General features: G+C 59.3%; 16 protein-coding genes. 9 read left to right on the forward strand and 7 right to left on the reverse strand.

The genetic code is table 11. The features are described 5' to 3' along the window. Positions 1-52: 52 nt before the first annotated feature. Positions 53-715 carry a phosphoribosylglycinamide formyltransferase gene (gene purN, locus D0851_RS19925; RefSeq protein WP_117620183.1) on the reverse strand — a complete coding sequence of 221 codons (663 nt, stop codon included), beginning with the start codon at positions 713-715 and terminating at the stop codon, positions 53-55. After that, on the reverse strand, positions 712-1776 hold the full coding sequence (gene purM, locus D0851_RS19930; RefSeq protein WP_117620488.1) for a phosphoribosylformylglycinamidine cyclo-ligase: 1065 nt from the start codon (positions 1774-1776) through the stop codon (positions 712-714). Before purM ends, purN begins: the two co-directional genes overlap by 4 nt. Before the next feature lie 219 nt (positions 1777-1995). Here purM and D0851_RS19935 point away from each other — a divergent pair, with 219 nt between their 5' ends. The 5 genes from D0851_RS19935 to D0851_RS19955 all read left to right on the forward strand — a co-directional run bounded on the left by D0851_RS19935 (position 1996) and on the right by D0851_RS19955 (position 5761). Then, entirely contained in the window at positions 1996-3276 is a 1281-nt protein-coding gene (locus D0851_RS19935; RefSeq protein WP_227539374.1) for a DUF2066 domain-containing protein, read from the forward strand. 27 nt (positions 3277-3303) lie between these two features. Next, on the forward strand, positions 3304-3858 hold the full coding sequence (locus tag D0851_RS19940) for a CDP-alcohol phosphatidyltransferase family protein (RefSeq protein ID WP_117620489.1): 555 nt from the start codon (positions 3304-3306) through the stop codon (positions 3856-3858). Then, positions 3855-4553: a DnaA regulatory inactivator Hda gene (gene hda, locus D0851_RS19945; RefSeq protein ID WP_117620185.1), complete on the forward strand. Its 699-nt coding sequence runs from the start codon at positions 3855-3857 to the stop codon at positions 4551-4553. The genes D0851_RS19940 and hda overlap by 4 nt, the downstream gene beginning before the upstream one ends. Positions 4554-4615: 62 nt before the next feature. Next, positions 4616-5413, forward strand: coding sequence for a ParA family protein (locus tag D0851_RS19950; protein ID WP_117620186.1), 798 nt, complete (start codon positions 4616-4618; stop codon positions 5411-5413). A 12-nt stretch (positions 5414-5425) separates the two neighbouring features. Next, positions 5426-5761: a YqcC family protein gene (locus D0851_RS19955; protein ID WP_117620187.1), complete on the forward strand. Its 336-nt coding sequence runs from the start codon at positions 5426-5428 to the stop codon at positions 5759-5761. Here the strand turns inward: D0851_RS19955 and nadC are convergent, their stop codons facing one another. Next, entirely contained in the window at positions 5762-6601 is an 840-nt protein-coding gene (nadC, locus tag D0851_RS19960; protein ID WP_117620188.1) for a carboxylating nicotinate-nucleotide diphosphorylase, read from the reverse strand. 244 nt (positions 6602-6845) lie between these two features. On the opposite strand from nadC, the gene D0851_RS19965 reads away from it, so the two are divergent. The 4 genes from D0851_RS19965 to D0851_RS19980 all read left to right on the forward strand — a co-directional run bounded on the left by D0851_RS19965 (position 6846) and on the right by D0851_RS19980 (position 12892). Next, on the forward strand, positions 6846-9158 hold the full coding sequence (locus D0851_RS19965) for a DUF1631 domain-containing protein (protein WP_117620189.1): 2313 nt from the start codon (positions 6846-6848) through the stop codon (positions 9156-9158). A gap of 69 nt (positions 9159-9227) precedes the next feature. Then, positions 9228-9854: a 1,6-anhydro-N-acetylmuramyl-L-alanine amidase AmpD gene (ampD, locus tag D0851_RS19970; protein ID WP_117620190.1), complete on the forward strand. Its 627-nt coding sequence runs from the start codon at positions 9228-9230 to the stop codon at positions 9852-9854. Next, complete coding sequence (locus D0851_RS19975; protein ID WP_117620191.1) at positions 9855-10742, forward strand: histidine kinase; 888 nt, start codon at positions 9855-9857, stop codon at positions 10740-10742. A gap of 119 nt (positions 10743-10861) precedes the next feature. After that, positions 10862-12892: a methyl-accepting chemotaxis protein gene (locus D0851_RS19980; RefSeq protein ID WP_117620192.1), complete on the forward strand. Its 2031-nt coding sequence runs from the start codon at positions 10862-10864 to the stop codon at positions 12890-12892. Positions 12893-12944: 52 nt separating this feature from the next. Here D0851_RS19980 and D0851_RS19985 read toward each other — a convergent pair whose 3' ends face one another. The 4 genes from D0851_RS19985 to D0851_RS20000 form a co-directional block, all read right to left on the reverse strand. Continuing rightward, positions 12945-13838, reverse strand: a complete 894-nt coding sequence (locus D0851_RS19985; protein ID WP_117620193.1) for a ketopantoate reductase family protein — start codon at positions 13836-13838, stop codon at positions 12945-12947. Between the two features lie 5 nt (positions 13839-13843). Further along, entirely contained in the window at positions 13844-16696 is a 2853-nt protein-coding gene (locus D0851_RS19990) for a valine--tRNA ligase (RefSeq protein ID WP_117620194.1), read from the reverse strand. A gap of 316 nt (positions 16697-17012) precedes the next feature. After that, complete coding sequence (locus D0851_RS19995) at positions 17013-17543, reverse strand: DNA polymerase III subunit chi (RefSeq protein WP_117620195.1); 531 nt, start codon at positions 17541-17543, stop codon at positions 17013-17015. After that, complete coding sequence (locus tag D0851_RS20000) at positions 17530-19023, reverse strand: leucyl aminopeptidase (RefSeq protein WP_117620196.1); 1494 nt, start codon at positions 19021-19023, stop codon at positions 17530-17532. The genes D0851_RS19995 and D0851_RS20000 overlap by 14 nt, the downstream gene beginning before the upstream one ends. Between the last annotated feature and the right edge of the window lies 1 nt (position 19024).

Below are 19024 nucleotides of genomic sequence, written 5' to 3' on the forward strand. Positions count from 1 at the left end.
AGTGTAGCTGCCCGGGTGAGATACGGAGATGACAATTCGTTCAGGCGATGGATCAGTTATCGGGCAGGCGCATGGGCGCGTTCAGGGGCTCTCCGTCAAACATCACGTAATCGCTGCCCAACTGAACCCGGCCCTCGCAGAACCAGCGGACTACGATGGGGTAAAGAACGTGTTCCTTTTCCTGAACTTTCTCCGCCAGGGACTCCGGGGTATCGTCGGGTGCGATCGACACCTCTGCCTGGGTGATGACCGGCCCGCCGTCCAGTTCCTCTGTCACGAAGTGGATGGAGACCCCATGAACTTTGTCGCCGGCTTCCAGCGCTCGTTGATGGGTCTTCAGACCGGTGTACTTCGGCAGCAGAGAAGGGTGGATGTTCAGCATCTTGCCCCGGAAGGCGCGGACGAAACCGGTGGTCAGGATCCGCATGAAACCTGCCAGCACGATCAGATCCGGGTTATGGCGGAGAATCTCCGCCATAAGGGAAGCATCAAACTCCTCACGGGAGCCGAAATCCTTGTGGTTTACCACGAAGGCTTCAATGTTGGCCTGGGCTGCACGCTCCAGGGCGAAGGCCCCCGGCTGGTTACAGCCGACCGCAACAATCTGCCCGGGAAATTCCCGTTCACGGCTCGCGTCGATCAGTGCCTGCAGGTTGGTGCCGCTGCCGGAGGCTAACACCAGGATTCTCGGTAATGGGGTCTGATCTGCCTTCATGCCGACAGAAGTCCGGGTGCGTAGCGAACGGATGCCTCTGCGTCTTCGCTGTCCGCACTTTCGATGATACCGACCTGCCAGGCATGTTCGCCCAGTGCTTTGAGGGTATCCAGAGCCAGCTCCTTCTGGTTGGCAGGTACGCAGACGATCATGCCGATGCCGCAGTTAAAGGTACGGTACATCTCCTCGCTGGCCACACCGCCATTGTCCTTGAGCCACTGGAATACCGGAGGCAGCGTCCAGCTCGCGGTATCGATTGCGGCCACGCTGCCCCTTGGCAGTACCCGGGGAATGTTCTCTGGCAGTCCGCCGCCGGTGATATGGGACAGTGCACGCACGTCCACTTCACGAATGAGTTGAAGAAGATTTTTCACGTAAATCCGGGTGGGTGCCATCAGGGCGTTGGCCAGGGTGGTCTCGCCCATGGGCTGATTCAGGTCGGCGCTGCTCACTTCCAGGATTTTCCGGATCAGCGAATAGCCATTCGAGTGGGGGCCGGATGATCCCAGTGCGAGCAGGCTATCGCCGGACTGAACCCGGCTTCCGTCGATGATTTCACTGCGCTCGGCAACGCCGACACAGAAGCCCGCCAGGTCGTAGTCGTCGCCCTCGTACATGCCCGGCATCTCGGCAGTCTCGCCGCCCACCAGCGCACAGCCGGCCTGTTCGCAGCCTTCACCGATTCCGCCAACCACCTGGGCGGCAACATCGACGTTGAGTCTGCCGGTGGCGTAGTAATCCAGGAAAAACAGGGGTTCGGCACCGCCGACAACCAGATCGTTCACGCACATGGCGACCAGATCGATGCCAATGCTGTCGTGCTTGTTCAGTTGCATCGCCAGTCTGAGTTTGGTGCCCACCCCGTCGGTTCCGGAAACCAGAACCGGCTCATTGTAGCCGGCAGGAATCGAGACCATGGCGCCGAAGCCGCCGAGGCCGCCCAGAACTTCCGGGCGGCGGGTGCGCGCTGCGGTGTCCTTGATGCGGCTGACGAGTTCATTGCCGGCGTCTATATCAACGCCGGCATCACGGTAGGTCAGGGAGGGCTTCTGTTCGCTCATGGTGTACTTAACCGTTGGCCAGTGGGTCAGGTGGCGGATTTTAACAGGTGCAGTGTGGTGCTCCAAATGTATATTGCTTTTCTGAAACCCGGCGCCGCTACTCACACTCTGGACCATGGTGTATCCTATGCGCCATTCATGCGAACTGCAGGGTGTTTCATGTCAGTATCAGGACAAAAGCCGGCACATACATCAGTATCGGCAGCGTGGGTGTTTGTGTTGTTCACGTTTCTGCTGGGCGGGGTTTCCGGCCCGGCAGCCGCGGTAACGGTATCCGGCCTGTATTCTGCCAGGGTGCCCGTGGGCGGATCTTCCCCGGGCCAGCTTGCTGAAGGGTATTCAGATGGTTTGAGCCAGGTTCTGGTGCGTGTCTCGGGCACCAGGGACGTGCTGTCCCTGGAAGGCGTCGAAGCGCTGCTGTCTGACGCTGAGTCCTTGCTGCTATCTTATCAGGTAGTCCGGGACGACTCCGGTCAGAGCGTCCTGGACATGTCTTTCGGCGCGGTAGGTGTAAACCGGGCCCTGGCGTCAGTCAACGCGCCGGTGTGGGGCGCCAACCGCCCACTGACGCTTGCATGGATTGCGGCCGAGGAGCGTGGCTCCCGTACACTGATAACCGATGATACGCTGGGGGCTACCCTGCGCGTGCAGGAAACCAGCGGAACCTGGCAGGCCGCCTTTGACGCGGCAGCGAGAAAGCGGGGGCTGCCGGTGGCGCTGCCTCCAGCAAGTTTCACCACCGATCGGGAACTTTTGTCAGATATCTGGGGTCAGTTTGTTGGCCGGGTGAAGGCCGCATCGGGTGATCTGGAGCACGATGTGCTGGCGTTGGTGCGGGTCAGCCGCAGTGGTGAGCAGTGGCGTGCCGGTTGGGTTTTTGATGGCATGTCGATGAATTCGGGCGAGGAATCGGTAACCGGCCCGACCCCCGACGCTCTGGCCGAGGCGATGATTAATCGCTGGGCCGAGCTGTACGCCAGTCGCTATGCCGTTGACGCTGCAGAGGTTGGCGAGTCCCCGCAAGTGGATATTGTGGTGCGTGGTGTGACTTCGCTGGAGGACTATGCCAGGGTCAATCAGGTTCTCGGGGGGCTGACGCCGGTGGTCAGTGTGGGTGCACACCGGGTACGGGAAGACCAACTGACTCTGAGAGTCGCTTTTTCCGGTGAGCTGGATCAGCTCAGGGAATATATTGCCCTCGATCCGAGATTCGTCTCCCTGGGAACGGAAAACCCGTCTGTTCCGGCGGAAGTTCCGTCGGTAACAAGTCAGCCGTCGGCCGCGCCAGAAACGGAAACCGCCCAGGAAAGCGCCACTGAGCAACCGGCAGGCGCAGGGTCGCCGTTATCGTCAGGAGAATCAGAAAGCCCGTCCCTGTTTACCTACCAGCCGGTGCCCGTTGATGAAGAGGATGCCAGGCAGGCGTTCGAATCCCTGTACCAGGTTCTGTATTATCGTTGGCAACCGTCTTCTGTCATCGGGAGCGATGGCGGAGAGTAAGACGTTACCGGAGGGAGTCTTTTGAATTTGCACAGCTGGCGCTGGATTCCCAATGCCCTGACGTTTCTGCGCATTCTTCTGATAGCTCCCTTTGCAGGCGCGTTGCTGGCCGGAGATTACCGGTGGGCACTGGTGATTTTTTTTCTGGCGGCTGGCACGGATGCAATTGACGGGTTCCTGGCGCGGCACTTTAACTGGCGCACCAGGCTCGGAGCAATTGCCGATCCACTTGCCGACAAGGCCCTACTGATCACCGCCTACCTTATGCTTACACTGACCTCCGTTCTGCCGGTCTGGCTGTTCATGGTGGTTCTGGGGCGGGACCTGCTGATCGTGGCAGGCGCGCTGGCATACCATTATAGCGTTGGCCGCTACGATATGGAGCCGAGTATCCCTGGTAAGGTGAATACCTTCGTTCAGATTCTGGTGGCACTGGCGATCATTGTGCTGCTGGCCGATTTGTCCATGCCGACCTGGGTGGTGGATGCCGGCATCGTGCTGGTCGCCGCCTCGGCGGTGTTCAGTGGTGTTCATTACCTTTGTGTCTGGGGTTTGCGGGCCTGGAGGGCCAAACGGTCATGAGTGCATCCCAGCTGGTACTTGGCGTCAAGCTGCGTGACGATGCGCGCTTTGATAACTTCCACGGTGATCGCAACACGGATGCCGCGAAACGTCTGGAGGCGGTGTGTCATCGGCCCGCCAGGGTTCCCGTGGTTGTTCTGTGCGGAGATTCCGATACCGGGAAAAGTCACCTCCTGCAGGCGGTTTGCCATCGCAGCGAAAACCGTGGCAAGACTGCGGTCTGCATCAGTATTGCCGAGCTGCACCCCTTTGGCCCCGGGGCACTTTCCGGCCTTGAGGCCCAGGACATCATTTGTCTGGATGACCTGGATCGCATTGCGGGTGACCGGTTGTGGGAAGAAGCCATCTTCCATTTGTATAACCGGATACAGGACCAGGGCGGACTGTTGGTGGTGGGTTTGTCGGACCTGCCCGCCAACCTGCCGTTCGAATTGCCAGACTTGGTATCGCGGCTGAGCCACGGCCTGACCATCCAGCTGGGGATCTACCGGGACGACGATCGACTGAAGATTCTGATGGCGCGGGCGGAAAAACGCGGTCTGGTGATGGCGGATGACGTCGCCGGCTACATTATGCGCCGGGCTCCCAGGCGGCTTGGGGATTTGCTGGGCATTCTGGATATACTGGATGAAAATTCACTTCAGGCGCAGCGAAGACTCACGATCCCGTTTGTGAAAACGGTCATGGGGTGGTGAAAGCCCGCGAAGCTATAGTGGCATCATAAAGAACGATACGTGCTTATTAGGGGAGAGACGAAATGAGACGGGTGGTATTCAACCAGAAAGGCGGTGTCGGCAAGTCCAGTATTACCTGCAATCTTGCCGCTATCAGTGCAGCTCGGGGAAAACGAACATTGGTTGTGGACCTGGACCCCCAGGGGAACTCCACCCATTATTTGCTGGGAAAGCCGGCCAGTGAGCTCAAGGACACTGCCGCTGATCTGCTTGAACAGACCGTCGCATTTACAGTATTCAATCGCCGCCCGGACGAATTCGTTCACGCAACACCGTTCAAAAACCTGTTTGTGATGCCGTCCAGTCCGGAGCTGGACTTCCTTGAGCGCAAGCTGGAGGCCAAGCACAAGATCTACAAGCTGCGCGAAGCCCTTAAAAAGCTGGAGGAAACCTTTGACGCCATCTACATCGATACGGCGCCTGCGCTCAACTTTTACACCCGGTCGGCACTCATTGCGGCCCAGCGCTGCCTGATCCCGTTCGATTGTGACGATTTTTCCCGTCAGGCTCTGTACAACATTCTCAATGAGATCCGTGATCTTCAGGAAGACCACAACGAAGACCTGGTTGTTGAGGGAATTATCGCCAATCAGTTCCAGCCCCGGGCCAGTTTGCCGAGACAGCTGGTCAGGGAGCTCATCGAAGAAGGCTTGCCCGTGTTGCCGGTGAGGCTATCGAGCTCCGTGAAAATGAAAGAGTCCCATCAGAGCCGGCAGCCCCTGATTCATATGGCGCCCAAGCACCCTCTGACACGCCAGTACGAGGACCTGTTTCGGGTTCTGCATGGCGAAACAGTGGAGCTGGAGCCACTGATTGACTGAAGTGAGACTGATATGACCAAACCCGATCATCCGATCAGGCAGGTTGCAGACAGCCTGTTGAACATTGAGATGGAATTACGGCAACTCGGGCTTTGGGAGTCGGAGTTGCCGCCTGAACAGGCTTTTCAGAGCACCAAGCCGTTTTGCATCGATACCCTGGAGTTCCACCAGTGGCTGCAGTTTGTGTTTGTGGCCAGAATGAAGGTGATTATTGAGAACGACCACCCGCTGCCGGCGGTTTCCGGCATGGCGCCCATGGCTGAGGAGCATTTTCGTGGCCGGCCAGAGCCCGGGAGCGCGCTGGTCAGGGAGCTGGAGGAAATCGACCGTTTGCTGTCCGGAGGCTGATCAGTCCAGCCTCATGGACAGATCCACGGCCCTGATGTCTTTGGTCAGTGCGCCAATCGAGATGAAATCCACGCCGGTTTCCGCGATCGGGACCAGGGTGGTTGAGTTAATCCCGCCAGAGGCCTCAAGTTTTGCCCTGCCAGCGGTCCTGGCGACCGCCGTGCGCATGTCTTCCAGCGAAAATTCGTCCAGCATGATGATGTCTGCCCCTGCATTCAGGGCCTGGTCCAGTTCGTCAAGGTTTTCGGTTTCCACTTCAACGGGTTTGCCCGGTGCGATCCGGTGAGCCGCCAGAATGGCATCGGCTATGGAGCCGCACGCGGCAATGTGGTTTTCCTTGATCAGAAACGCATCCCACAGGCCGATGCGATGGTTGTAACAGCCACCACAGGTAACCGCGTATTTCTGGGCCAGGCGCAGCCCGGGCAGGGTTTTCCGGGTATCAAGCAGGCGAACGCCAGTATGGGCCACCCTGGCCGCATATCCGGCGCAGGCGGTGGCGACGCCAGAGAGGGTCTGTAACCAGTTAAGGGCCGACCGTTCCGAGGTGAGCAAGCTTCTTGCGGGGCCTTCCATGGTGAAAAGTACCTGATCGGGTGACGCGGTTTCGCCATCGGTAACCTGCCAGCTAAGCGTCACCGAAGGATCAACCTGCCGGAAAACCTCTTCAACCCACTGACGACCGGCGATGGTGGCGGCTTCCCGGGTAATAACCCGGCCGCTGGCGCGCTTTTCCGGCGGTATAAGCTTGGCCGTGATATCGCCGTCTCCAATATCTTCCCGCAGACTCTGGGCAACATTTTCGATTCTGGCCTGGCGGAGGATTTCTGCGGTGATCATAGGGAAGAGCGTCCGGTCGTTTGGGATGGAACAATGTTGAGGCTGGTCATTCTATAGGGCACTCGGGGAATCGCCAAACGCTCGCCGCCTGCCTGCTACTCTTAATGTTGGGCTGCTAAAGTGTGATGCAGGTCAGGTCTACACAAAAGGTGACAAATTCTGACACAACCTGACGCAGGCAGCTCGTATCATGTGAGGTGGAAAGAAGTTCAGATATTGGCCGATCAAGACCCGGAGCAGCTTCATGGCGCACGATAACAAGGTTGTCAGCTTTTCAGGCCAGAAACCGCCTGGCCGGTTTTCCTTGCCGGCTGCGCTGGTTCACCTGCGTGACGCCTCGGGTCAGTCACTGAAATCTGTTCTTGCCAGATTTTTTGATCGCGCCGACGATGCCCTGTTCGAACTTGCCGACCGGGCAGGTACTAACCTCGACCAGACAGCCTATTTTGATGCCATGCGTGAGCTCAGACTGCGCCGCAAGGCCATGGTGGTGTCGATGCTCCAGTATGTCAGCCAGGCGTTCAACGAAATCGGAAAGTTCCTGCCCCAACAGGCGACCGGCTCTCTGGAAGACATCGACCAGGATTCGCTCAGTCTGGTAGACCATTCACAGCTGGAGCAGCAGGTTGCCATCGATAACCTGATTAACAAGCTCCGGAATCGTTACCCAGAACAGATCCGCCTGTTGACTGTGCGGGTCGGCCATTTGGTACCGGGTATTAACCTGAAAGACGCGCAGATGCCCCTGAGCCCGGAAGTTATCTGTGGCGGGGTGGCTGAAGCCTGTGCCGATCTTGACATAGACATACGGGCCAAGCTGGTGGTCCTCAAGCTGTTTGACCGCCTGCTTGCCGACACACTGGGCGACTTCTATCAGGAGGCGAACCGGACGCTGATCAATGAGGGGGTGTTGCCGGAGATGAAGCGTCCGCCGGTCGGAAGAGGGTCAACCCGGCCCGGTCAACGGCCCGCAGGTGGTGGCACGGGGGCACCCTCCGGTGCTGATGTCTCGCCGGGCGCCCCCGCCGGTGAGAGTTATGGTGGGCCATGGTCCCGGGCGACCTTCTCCGAGCTCAGCGCACTGTTGCATCAGGGTGACGCCGCATCCGGTGGCCGAGGCCACGGTGGTGAAGGCTGCATCGATACTGATCGCCTTATGGCACGCCTGACGGAAGCGCAGTCCAACAGCCGGCAGTGGGGTGACGGTGTCGTCATGCCCCTTAATGAGCAGCTACAACCCATTCTCCGGGCTGGAGATGGCCAGAGCCTGAAGCCGGGGCAGGTGGACGGTGATGTAATCAATCTGGTGTCCATGTTGTTCGATTTTATTCTGGAAGATCGGCAGCTGCATCCGGTCATGAAGGCATTGATCGGGCGCCTGCAGATTCCGGTGCTGAAAGTCGCCCTGAGTGACAAGAACTTTTTCAATCGGGGCGGTCATCCGGTTCGTAAGCTGCTCAATGAGATGGCTTTGTCCGCGATCGGCTGGGCCGAGAAAAAAACCGGCCAGCGTGACCCCCTTCGGGAAAAGATAGAAGCTGTAGTCGACCGCGTTCTGAACGAATTCACCGACAACGTAGCCCTGTTCGAGGAGTTGCTGAAGGATTTCAGTTACTTCATGGATCTGGACCGCCGTCGCCGGGAACTCGTGGAGCAGCGCCTTCGGGATGCGGAAGAGGGGCGGGCCCGTCAGGAGCGTGCTTCGGAGGCGGCAGAAGGGCTGGTGCAGGAGCTGACTGAAAAGCATGCTATTCCGGAGCCGGTCACCGGCTTGCTCAACGAGGCCTGGGTCCGGTATCTGCAGTGGGTTGCGCTTCGGGAGGGTGAGGGCAGTGACCGCTGGCGGCATGCCCGCAAGCTGACGGAACAGCTGGTCTGGAGTGTGGATCCGCGCCCGGTCAGCGATTCAACCCGCAGCGAGTTGTTGCGGGCCATTCCGGCCATTGTTGATGACCTGCGCAAAGCTCTGCAGGAAATTTCCTGGGATCCGTTTGCCACCGATGCCGCCATCCGTGATCTGGAACTGGCCCATGTGGATGTATTCCAGAAGCTTGTGACCGCACCGTCACGGGAAGGGCCCCCTTCCGAGTTGCCGGCTGGTAATCTGGTTCAGTCTGAACCGGAACGCCCGGAGGACTACGCGTCGGCTGGCCCTGAGAGTCCGGAGGAATCCCGGGACGACGAGCCGGTTGCAGGGCCTGCTGCATCATCTGTTGAGGTTGCCGGGGGCGAAGCTGCCGAACAGCCTGAGCGCACCGGGGTGACGGGTTCGGTATCGCCGCAGTGGCAGGAAACAGCGGACGGCCTTCGGGTGGGGTCCTGGATTGAACTCATCCGCGATGAAACGCGGGTCCGGTGTAAACTCGCCGCTTTTATCAAGGCAACCGGGAAGTATATATTCGTTAACAGAAGCGGTGCCAAGGTTGCCGAATACCAGCGCCAGGCCCTGGCCGCAGACATGGAGGCGGGCCGAATCACCATGCTGGACGATGGCCTGATCTTCGATCGGGCACTGGAGTCAATTATTGATAACCTGCGGAACAGCCGTAGAGACTGACTCGTAGCAACCGGGGCAAGTTTGTGATTCAATCAGGGAGTGTAATCCTCTGAAACTTTTGGAATTATTTTGCCCGATTCAGACGTTTTGTCCGCGAGCCTTTCCGATTCCGGTTCCGACCGAAGTACGCTCCGTGAAACCGGGAAGATTCCCTTCGCCCGCTGGTGTCCCTCGCCAAACTTCGGGCCCCGCCCTGATGGCGCTGCCATTTCCCTGCTGGTTGTCCACAATATAAGCCTTCCTCCAGGGCGTTTCGGCGGCCCGGAAATTGAAAACTTCTTCTGCAATTGTCTCGATCACTCGGCCCACCCGTATTTCCGGACCATTGAAGGCATTCAGGTCTCGGCTCATCTGCTGATTCGTCGCGATGGAGCCGTTGTCCAGTTCGTCAGCCTGCTTGATCGCGCCTGGCATGCGGGCAGATCGAGTTTTGACGGGCAGGAAGAATGTAACGACTTCTCCATCGGGATTGAGCTGGAGGGCGCCGATGACGTCCCTTATACCTCCGGGCAATATCATCAGCTTGCACGTGTCGCCGATCTCATCATGCTGGCCTGGCCCGACATCACTGCCGGTCGCATTGCCGGCCATAGCGATATTGCGCCGGGCCGCAAAAGCGACCCGGGACCGGCGTTTGACTGGCAGCACTTCCGGGCAACCCTTAAGCAAATACGAGCAGCGAGGGAGAGCGTCTAGATGGTGCTGATTGTCTTTCTTCTTGCCTACATGGTGCGCAGACGTCTGGATTCCCTGGATCTGCTTTCCGGTGATGACGTCTGGCGCCGGTGGTTTCATCTGGGCAGTCGTGCCAGGGCGGGCCACGAAACGGAAATTGCAACCGGGTTGGCGCTGGTTCTGCTTCCGGCCTTGTTGCTGGGAGTGGCCGAGTATCTGCTGGTGGCCTCGGGCTGGCCGGTGGCGACTTACCCGCTGGAGTTCCTGGTTCTGGTGGTCATCATGGGAACACCCGGCTGGCGGCAGGTGCTCCGGCCTTATGCAGAAGCATGGCAACGGGGAGACATGCAATCGGCATGGCACCATGTGAAGGATCATTTGCCGGCGGAAGAGCGTGGCGCTGCATTGTCTCCGGAGGCAATGCATCTTTCCCTGTCCAGGACGCTGATGTTAACGGTGTTCCAGCGTTTCTTCCTGGTGGCTTTCTGGTACGCAGTCGGGGGAATCGGCGTGGCGGTTCTGGCCCGGGGGCTGGCTGCGCTCGCAGATCAGTGGCCCCAGGCGCCGGCTCGCCCCAGATTCGAAAGGCTATCGGAATGGGCGGGCTGGATTCCGGCAAGGCTGTTGTCACTGACATTCGGAATTGCCGGAGACCTTGCCGGCTGGTTGCGCGAAACCCGCCAGACCCTTACCGGCGTGACGAGAAAAGCCGGTGAGGTCCTAATGATTTCCGCCAACGGGGCGTTAACCGGATATGCTCTGGATCCTGCCCGTTTTTCCCGGATTCATCCGGATGAGTGGACAGCTTTCGGGGGGCGAAGCCTGAGCGCGATAAGGGATTTACTGAACAGAAGTATGCTCGTGTGGATCTGCACGCTCGCCTTGCTGGTGATTTCCGGCGTTGTCTGAGCAGAACTCCTGCGAAGTTACAGTTTAACAACAAATAATGCTCAAGTTTTTAAGACTTTAGGCGACAATATAAGAAAAGAACAATTGTTCAGTAGTTAATCGCCAGCAAGAGGGTCACCGTGAAGCACCTTATCAATCCTGCCATTGCCCTTATGAACCGGCTGCCGATGGTCTACAAATTCAGCCTCATCAGCATCCTGTTTCTGTTACCGATCAGTGGACTGTCATGGTTGGTTATCTCCGAGCTTAACCGCTCGGTTCAGGCCATGACCCGTGGCGTCGAGGGGCTTGAGCAACTGGAGCAGGTTGACCGGCTGGTCGATGCGGCAATGGATTACCGGGATTATCGTTCTCCGGCTGTGATCAAGGATGACGGGGCCATTATGGCCGCGTCAGAGGAAGCGGCCAGTGAAGTTGAGGCGAGGTTGGAGGCGCTGACTGCAGAGGAGCGTTCCTTTGATGCTTCCGGCTCCTGGACCGGACAGGTCGAGACACTCCGGCAGGACTGGCAGGCTCTGCGCGCCGACGATAACTACCTGGGCAGTTTCGATCCGCAATTCAAGTATTATCAGGAGTTCGTCCAGAAGGCCCAGGCCCTGTTGCCGGCGACCATTGAGATTTCCGGCCTCGGGCACGGGGCTTCGCGGGAAAATCTGCTGATCCTTGGCCTGGTTCGTGATTCACTTCCGGCGGCTCGCACCGTTATCGGACGGGCAAAATCCTACGGTATCTTTGCGCTGGTCGATGGGCAGGTAGGCTACGCCCTGAGTGAAACCCTGAATGAAATCTATGACCAGCTGACCAATCGCAGCTCGCTCCTTACTCCGGCGCTGTCTGTCGTCACTGAGTCGTCGCCCGCTCTGGTGGAGAAGTCGGGTGGGGCAATTCGCAGGGTTGACGAAAGCCTGATGATTGTTCGGGACCAGCTGGACCAGAATGTTATCACACCCATGCGCCTGGAAATGCCCTGGCAGGAATACGATGAGTTGATGTCAGAACAGCTGGCTCACTACGATCGGGTAAAAGCCGCCGCGTTTGAGGTGGTGAATGCCAACCTGCGGTCACGGCTCGATAGTGAGATGAGTCAGCGTCGCCTGATCATCATTGCACTGGTTGCCATTCTGCTGGTGGTTGTTTACCTCTACATCGGTTTCTTCATGTCGGTTCGTACCGCCATCAACCGTTTCAGTGAGGCCGCAAGGGGCGTTGCCGCCGGCGATATGACCACCCACATCATGTTGCATAACCGGGACGAACTGGGCGAACTGACAGCGGAGTTCAACAACATGACGGACCGGATCGCCGAACTGATACGGTCTGTCAGTCGTACCACGGCCGATGTGGATCAGCAGGCGACCCGGGTTAACGACACTGCAGCGGCCAACAGTGAGGCCGTGGCTCGCCAGATGGATGAGAGCGGCCAGATTAATGAGGCCATGAACCAGATGGTTGAAGCCGTGAACGAGGTCACCGAAAGTGCCCACAGGGTCGCCGACAGTGCCGGCAATGCCGAACGGGATACCGAAACCGGTCGTGGTGTGGTTGCCGATACTGTGGCAACCATTAATAAGCTGGCTGCCGAAATCTCGGGCGCGGTGGAGGTGATCAACAGGGTCAGTAAAGACAGCGACAATATCAGCCAGGTGTTGGTGGAAATCAAGGCCATTGCGGAACAGACCAATCTGCTGGCCCTGAATGCGGCGATTGAAGCCGCCAGGGCGGGCGAGCAGGGGCGCGGGTTTGCCGTGGTTGCCGATGAAGTCCGGTCATTGTCACAGCGCACTCACAAGTCGACCGAAGAGATTGAAGGGATGATCTCAAGGCTGCAGAGCGGTGTTAAGGACGCTGTGTCCGCCATGACCAACAGCCGGGATGTTACCGAAGCGACGGTGCAGAAATCCGGTGAGGTGACGCAGGCGCTGGATCGGATTGCCAATGGTATTGCGGTCATTGTGGATATGAGCCACCAGATCGCACAGGCTGCGGAGGAGCAGTCCGCCGTCGCGAAGAACGTCAATTCGAACGTAGAGGAAATTGGCGAACTGGGCAAAAAGACCGCCGCAAACGCGGAGGAGACGCTGGGGTCCTCGAGGGAAATGTCGGAACGGACGGCTTCGCTTCAGCGGCTGGTGGAGGCCTTCAAGGTCTGACCGGCACGACGTTTGTGCTGACAAAAGGCGATTGCTCATCAGTCTGCGCCTGTTAATGTGACGACAGCTGTTGTACCTGCTCGGTCAGCATTTGGTTCACTGGTGTCCGGATGCCGAAGTCTTTTCCCAGCCTCGCCAGATAGCCGTTGATGAAGTTTATCTCCGTGGTGCGGCCCTTGAGAACATCAGCACGCATGGACGAGGTGTTGCGGGCAGTCTTGCGGGCAACCGTTTCTATCCTGTGACGAAGGGCTTCCGGCGTTTCCTCGCCCTGTCCGCTTGCTCGCATCAGATCTGATAGTTCGCGGCACAGACCGCGGATGGTGTCCCGATAGAGGGAAGAGGCAAGGATATCGCCGTTGGGGCAGTCCAGGATGGCGGTGTAGGGATTGATGCCGGCATTGATAATAAGCTTCTGCCAGAGCCGCTGGCGAATAGTCTGCTCGGGATGAATCGTCAGGCCGCCGGCGCTCAGTAACGCCACTGCCTTGTTGAGGTAGCTGCCAGCGGATTCGGTCATTGGCCCGATCCAGGTGTCACCGGTGCCGGCGTGGACCAGCAGATCCGGCTCCGGCCGGTTGGCGCCTTCGGTGGTACTGGCTGCCAGGATGGGGCGGTACGGCCAGTGGGCAGTCACCGTTTGCTGGCTGCCGAGGCCGTTCTGGAAAAGAATGATCGGGGAACTTTGGGGGAACCGGTCGATTACTCCGGCAATCGCCCCGAAGGTGTCGCCGGCCTTGGTGGTGACCAGAATCAGTTCGGGGTTGTCACCGGCCCTGAGCCAGGGAACCTCGATGATCGATTCCGGCCCATTGAAAGGCCGGAACCGATAGCGGATGGCCGCCCTGGGCGGTTCAGCAGGCCGGGCAATGAACGCAGCCCGGCCGGGATCCAATGAGGCGGCCCACAGCCGCCCCAGGGAACCTGCGCCCAGAATGGCGATCATGTCGGTTACATGGCCTCGATGTCGGCCCGCTGCTGGCTCAGGCGGGCCTGGCTGCTTTGGGCGTCACGGAGCTTTTCCTGCTCCTTTTCAACAACTTCGGCCGGTGCCTTGGCGGTAAACTTCTCGTTACCCAGCTTGCCTTCCAGGCGGCCAATTTCTTTCTGCAGGCGCTCCAGCTCCTTGTCCAGGCGCTTGAGCTCTGCATCCTTGTCGATCAGGCCGGCCATGGGGACCAGCACTTCCATTTCGCCAACAAGCTGGGTGGCAGACATCGGGGCTTTTTCGCCTTCAAACCAGTCCAGGCTCTCAAGCTTTGCCAGGGAGCTCAGGAACTGGCGGTTGTCGTTCATACGTCGCTGGTCTTCGGCGTCTTTGCTCCGCAGCAGGACCGGAATCTTTTTCGCCGGGGAGATATTCATCTCACCACGGATGTTCCGCACGGCCACGATGACCCCTTTGAGCCATTCAATGTCAGCGGTAACAGCAGCATCCTGCTTGGTGGCATCCGGCTGGGGGAAGGCTTGCAGCATGATGCTGTCGCCACTTTTGCCGGCCAGGGGCGCAATGCGCTGCCAGATTTCCTCGGTGATGAACGGCATCATCGGGTGGGCCAGGCGCAGGACCGCTTCCAGCACCCGGACCAGGGTGCGGCGGGTGCCGCGCTTGGCTTCAGCACTGGCATTCTCATCGTTCAGAACCGACTTGGACAGCTCCAGGAACCAGTCGCAGTATTCGTTCCAGATAAACTCGTACAACGCGTAGGCTGCGAGGTCGAAACGGTACTGGTCCAGGTGGCGGATCACATCCTGCTCACAACTCTGCAGTTCGCTGATGATCCAGCGGTCAGCCAGTGACAGCTCCACCGGCTCGTCGTTGACGCCGCAGTCTTCGCCTTCGGTGTTCATCAGCACGTAACGGGCGGCGTTCCACAGCTTGTTGCAGAAGTTGCGGTAGCCCTCCAGGCGTTTCATGTCCCAGTTGATGTCACGACCGGTGGTGGCCATGGCAGCCAGGGTGAAGCGTAGGGCGTCAGTGCCATGAGCGGCAATACCCTCCGGGAATTCCTTCTGGGTGCGTTTGCCGATCTTCTCGGCCAGCTTGGGCTGCATCAGGTTGCCGGTGCGCTTCTCCAGCAGGTCATCCAGGCTGATGCCGTCGATCATGTCCAGCGGATCGATCACGTTGCCCTTGGACTTGGACATCTTGTCGCCGTGCTCGTCCCGGATCAGGCCAGTTACATATACGGTGTGGAAGGGCACCTGAGGGGTGCCGTCCTCGTTCTTCATGAAGTGCATGGTCATCATGATCATCCGGGCAACCCAGAAGAAGATGATGTCGAAACCGGTCACCAGCACATCGGTAGGGTGGAAGGTCTTCAGGCGTTCGGTGATTTCCGGCCAGCCCAGGGTGCCGAAGGTCCACAGGGCAGAGCTGAACCAGGTATCGAGAACGTCTTCGTCCTGCTCCAGGGCCACGTTGGCGTCCAGGTTGTGCTTCTGGCGTACTTCGTCTTCGCTGCGGCCGACGTAGATGTTGCCTTCGGCATCGTACCAGGCCGGAATCCGGTGGCCCCACCACAACTGGCGGGAGATACACCAGTCCTGGATGTCGCGCATCCAGGCAAAGTACATGTTCTCGTACTGTTTGGGCACGAACTGGATGCGGCCATCCTCAACAGCTTCGATGGCCGGCTTGGCCAGGGTCTTGGCATCGGCAAACCACTGGTCGGTGAGCATGGGCTCGATAATCAGGCCCGACCGGTCACCGCGTGGAACGCTGAGTACGTGATCCTCGATGTTCTCGACCAGCCCCTCGGCTTCCATGTCGGCGACGATCTGTTTGCGGGCCTGCTCGCGGGTGAGACCGGCATAGGCGCCCGGCATGGTGCCGTCGAGTTCGGTGTTTTCGGTGCCGTCTGCATTGAACACCTCGGCCACGTCCCGGATGTTGGCGTCCTGGGTCATGACGTTAATCATCGGCAGGTTGTTGCGCTTGCCCACGGCATAGTCGTTGAAGTCATGGGCCGGGGTGATTTTCACGCAACCGGAGCCCTTTTCCGGATCGGCATGATGATCGGCCACGATCGGAATCCGCCGGTTCACCAGCGGCAGCATCACGTGCTTGCCAATCAGGTGCTGGTAGCGCTCGTCGTCCGGATGAACGGCAACGGCGGTATCGCCCAGCATGGTTTCCGGGCGTGTGGTGGCGACGACCAGGTAGTCTTTGCCGTCCTGGGTCTTGGCGCCATCAGCCAGCGGGTAGCGCAGGTGCCAGAAAAAGCCCTTTTCTTCCTTGTTTTCCACTTCGAGGTCCGAAATGGCGGTGTGCAATTTCGGGTCCCAGTTCACCAGCCGCTTGCCGCGGTATACCAGGCCTTCGTCGTACAGGCGGATAAACACTTCCTGCACGGCCTTGTAGAACCCGTCGTCCATGGTGAAGCGTTCGTTGTCCCAGTCGACGGAGTTGCCGAGGCGGCGAATCTGGCGGGTGATGGTACCGCCGGAGTGTTCTTTCCAGTCCCAGATCCGTTTGATGAACTCGTCCCGGCCCAGGTCGTGGCGGGTTTTGTCTTCTTCGGCGGCCAGTTTGCGTTCAACCACCATTTGGGTAGCGATGCCGGCATGGTCGGTGCCAACGGTCCAGAGTGCGTTTCGGCCCTGCATGCGTTTGAAGCGGGTGAGGGTGTCCATGATGGTGTGCTGGAACGCGTGGCCCATGTGCAGGCTGCCGGTGACGTTGGGCGGCGGGATGGCAATGCTGTAGGACTGGCCTTCACCGCTGGGGCGGAAGTACCCTTTGGATTCCCAGTTTTCGTACCACTGGCGCTCGATGTTTTCTGGCTGGTAGGTTTTTTCCATGGGGTTCTGCAGTGACCGTTGGTTGATTCACAAGGGAAAATTGAGACGCCCGATTATACATGGTCGCCGGTGATGCGGCGAACCTTGGAGGTGGGTTCTGTCAGTAGCCTGCTAGTTGTGTGCGAGGCGAGGTTGGGGACCACTTTCCAAAACACGCTACGAGCACATCCATGTGCGCTTGTTTCGGGCCGTCCATGGCCCTCAACAGTTTTGGAAAGTGGCCCCCAACCCCGCCGGTCCGAACTCGTGCAGTTCGCAGGAGTAACGGGCTGTGGAAAACGCAGGTCGGATCAGCGAAGCGTAATCCGACAAAAACCTACCCCCGTTTCCTCTGATCATGCACCCGGGGCTCAATCCCCAGAGTCCTCAACTGCTTGAAATGCGACCGCGCCTGATTGAGAACGTTCGGATCGTTATGGGCAACCAGAGCAAGCCGTTTAAACCGGTCAGCATCAGGCGGCAATGTTGCAGAAAGTATGATCACCGTGTCCCAGTCCTCGGCAACAGGCGGGCAGAGCAAGATACCGACGGGGTCCGGACAGGTGGTGGCGGAGTCGGGAACGACGCTGTGGGGGATGAATGCATCAGGGCTGAAGCTCCACAGCAGGTCGTCCAGTTCTTCGGCGTGCCTGGCGGTATCGCAGACGATGCACACGCGGTCACCCTGCCGCCAGGCTTTGTCCACGAGTCTGGCGGCGTGGAGGTTGCGGGCGGCGGGGGAGTTCTGGGCGAGAATGTGAAACCAGTAGCGTTGGTTCCGGTCTTCCTGGCCGGAGGGGCCGGCAGCGGGGCTGCCGGTCTCCGGGCTGCCTTGCCCGTGGATAGTGGCCGGGTTACTTTCCTGCATGGGACATCAGGTAGTCGACCAGCAGGGGTACCGGGCGGCCCGAGGAGCCTTTGGCTTTGCCGGAGTGCCAGGCGGTGCCGGCGATGTCCAGATGGGCCCAGCGGTAATCCTTGGTGAACCGGGACAGGAAGCAGGCGGCAGTGATGGTGCCGGCGGGGCGGCCCCCGATGTTGGCCATGTCGGCGAAGTTGCTGTCGAGCTGGCTCTGGTATTCGTCCCACAGGGGCAGGCGCCAGGCGCGGTCACCGGCGCGTTCGCCGGCAGCCAGCAGTTCGTTGGCCAGGTCGTCGTTATTGGCAAGCAGGCCGGTGGCGTGGTTGCCCAGGGCGATGATGCAGGCACCGGTGAGGGTGGCCAGATCAATGACTGCGGCCGGGTCGAATTTCTTCACGTAGGTGAGGGCGTCACACAGTACCAGGCGGCCTTCGGCGTCGGTGTTGAGGATTTCAACGGTCATGCCGGAGAGGGTGGTGACGATGTCGCCCGGGCGCGAGGCGCCGCCGTCCGGCATGTTCTCCGCTGCGGCGATCACGCCCACTACGTTGATCTTGGGCCGGGTTTCGGCCAGGACCTGCATGGCGCCGAATACGCTGGCGGAGCCGCCCATGTCGTATTTCATTTCATCCATGCCTTCACCGGGTTTGAGGCTGATGCCGCCGGTGTCGAAGGTGATGCCTTTGCCCACCAGGACATGAGGCTTGTCCTTGGCCTTACCGCCACGGTATTCCATCACGATCAGTCTCGGGGGCTGGGTGCTGCCTTTGCCCACGGCCAGGATGGTGTTCATGCCCATCTTTTCCATCTGCTTTTCATCAAGCACGTCGGTCTTGATGCAGTCATGGTCCTCCGCCAGCTTCTTCGCCTGCTGAGCCAGCCATTCCGGGTGGCAGATGTTGGGTGGGGTGTTGCCCAGGTCGCGGGTGAGGTTCATGCCGCGGCCGGTGGCGAGGCCGAGATTGAACGCATCTTTCAGGTCTTTGGCAGCACTCGAGGCAACTACCGCTACTTTATTCAGTTTGCGGGCTGCCGGCTTTTCACTCTTGAAGTCGCTGAAGGTGTAAAGCTGATCTTCCAGGGTGCGGCCGATAAGGCTGAGGCGGGCGGCTTCGGAGCTTACCGCGTCTTCGCCGGTTACGGGGGTGTCTGCGAGGGCGACGGCGATGCTTTTCGAGGGACCATCCTTCAGGGCTGTCATCATGGCGATCAGGGCCTTGCGGTAATTCGCCGGCGTTCGATCACTATCGTTACCCGTGCCAACCACCAGCAGACGACCCCAGGGCTGATCTGTCAGCGGAATGGCCGCCGTGGTGGCGTTCTTGCCGGTAAGGTCGCCGGCTTTCTGGAGTTTTTTGATCAGCCCGCCCAGCGCCTCGTCTGCCTGGTTGGTGGATTGCGGCCAGGTGCCTTTTTCGGGCAAGCCGACAACGAGGCAGTCTGCTTTGGTGCTGTTGATGGCTTTATTGCTCAGGCTGAAATTCATG

The organism is Marinobacter sp. Arc7-DN-1 (genome assembly GCF_003441595.1).
GTDB classification, from domain to species: domain Bacteria; phylum Pseudomonadota; class Gammaproteobacteria; order Pseudomonadales; family Oleiphilaceae; genus Marinobacter; species Marinobacter metalliresistant.